The sequence below is a fragment of the Parafrankia sp. Ea1.12 genome, from assembly GCF_900465275.1.
In the GTDB taxonomy this organism is placed as follows: Bacteria; Actinomycetota; Actinomycetes; order Frankiales; family Frankiaceae; genus Parafrankia; species Parafrankia soli.
In genome coordinates, this window is the sequence record NZ_UBIZ01000515.1 from 1 (window position 1) to 1,207 (window position 1,207).

Genomic DNA, 1,207 nt, shown 5'->3' on the forward strand with positions numbered 1-1,207 from the left:
GGGCACACCGTCAGGGATGGGGGACGTTGACCGGTTCCTGGGGGTGATCCGTGATGGCACAGCTGGTACGGGCACGGCGGTTGACCGATGAGGAAGGGCAGCGGCTCCTACGCATCGTGCGCCGGGGGAAGCACGGCTCGATCCGGGTCCGCCGTGCTCTGGTCGTGATGGCATCGGCGAGCGGGACGACGGTACCCGCGATCGCCCGCCTCGTCGCCGCGGACGAGGACACGCCCCGGGGGGTGATCCACCGGTTCAACGAGATCGGCCTGGACTGTCTGGACCCTCGGTGGGCGGGAGGCCGTCCCCGCCTGATCAGTTCTGACGACGAGGCGTTCCTCGTCCAGACGGCCCGGACCCGCCCGGCGAGACTCGGGCAGCCGTTCACCCACTGGAGCCTGCGGAAACTGGCCGCCTACCTGGCCCACAACCCCGACCGCACCGTGACCGTCGGCCGGGAACGGCTCCGTCAACTCCTGCACGCCCACCGGATCTCGTTCCAGCGGACCCGGACCTGGAAGGAGTCCACCGACCCGGACAAGGACGCCAAACTCGACCGGATCGAATATCTGATCATGACGTGTCCGAACCGGTGTTTCGCGTTCGACCAGTTCGGTCCGCTCTCGATCCGCCCGGTCCACGGTGTCGGTTGGGCACCCGAGCGCCATCCGGATCGGCTGCCCGCGACCTACCATCGCACCCACGGGGTGCGCTACTTCCATGGCTGCTACTCCCTCGGTGACGATCAGCTCTGGGGTGTCACCCGTGTCCACAAGAGCGGTGAGAACACGCTGGCCGCGTTGAAGACGATCAGGGCTGCCCGTCCGGACAACGCCCCGATCTACGTGATCATGGACAACCTGTCCGCGAACAAGACCCCGACGATCCGCAGGTGGGCCGGGCGGAACAACGTGCAGCTGTGTCTCACCCCGACGAACGCGTCGTGGGTGAACCCGATCGAATCCCAGTTCGGACCGTTACGGACCTTCGCGATGGGGAACTCGAACCATCCCCACCACCCCGCGCTCGCCCGGAACCTGCAGGCCTACCTGCGCTGGCGCAACACCCACGCCCGCCACCCCACCGTCCTGGCCGCTCAACGCCGCGAACGCACCCGCGTCCGCTCCGAACGCCAACAACGCTGGGGCCGACCACGATCACACGCCGCCTGAACCGAACCAGAGAACATTCGTGGCCAGCGCACTAG

The 1,207-nt window shown here is 67.7% G+C and carries 1 protein-coding gene; it reads left to right on the forward strand.

Annotated elements, in window-relative coordinates:
* Window positions 1-53 precede the first annotated feature (53 nt).
* Window positions 54-1,172: an IS630 family transposase gene (locus FMEAI12_RS30350; RefSeq protein WP_112108732.1), complete on the forward strand. Its 1,119-nt coding sequence runs from the start codon at window positions 54-56 to the stop codon at window positions 1,170-1,172.
* The last annotated feature ends 35 nt before the right edge of the window (window positions 1,173-1,207 follow it).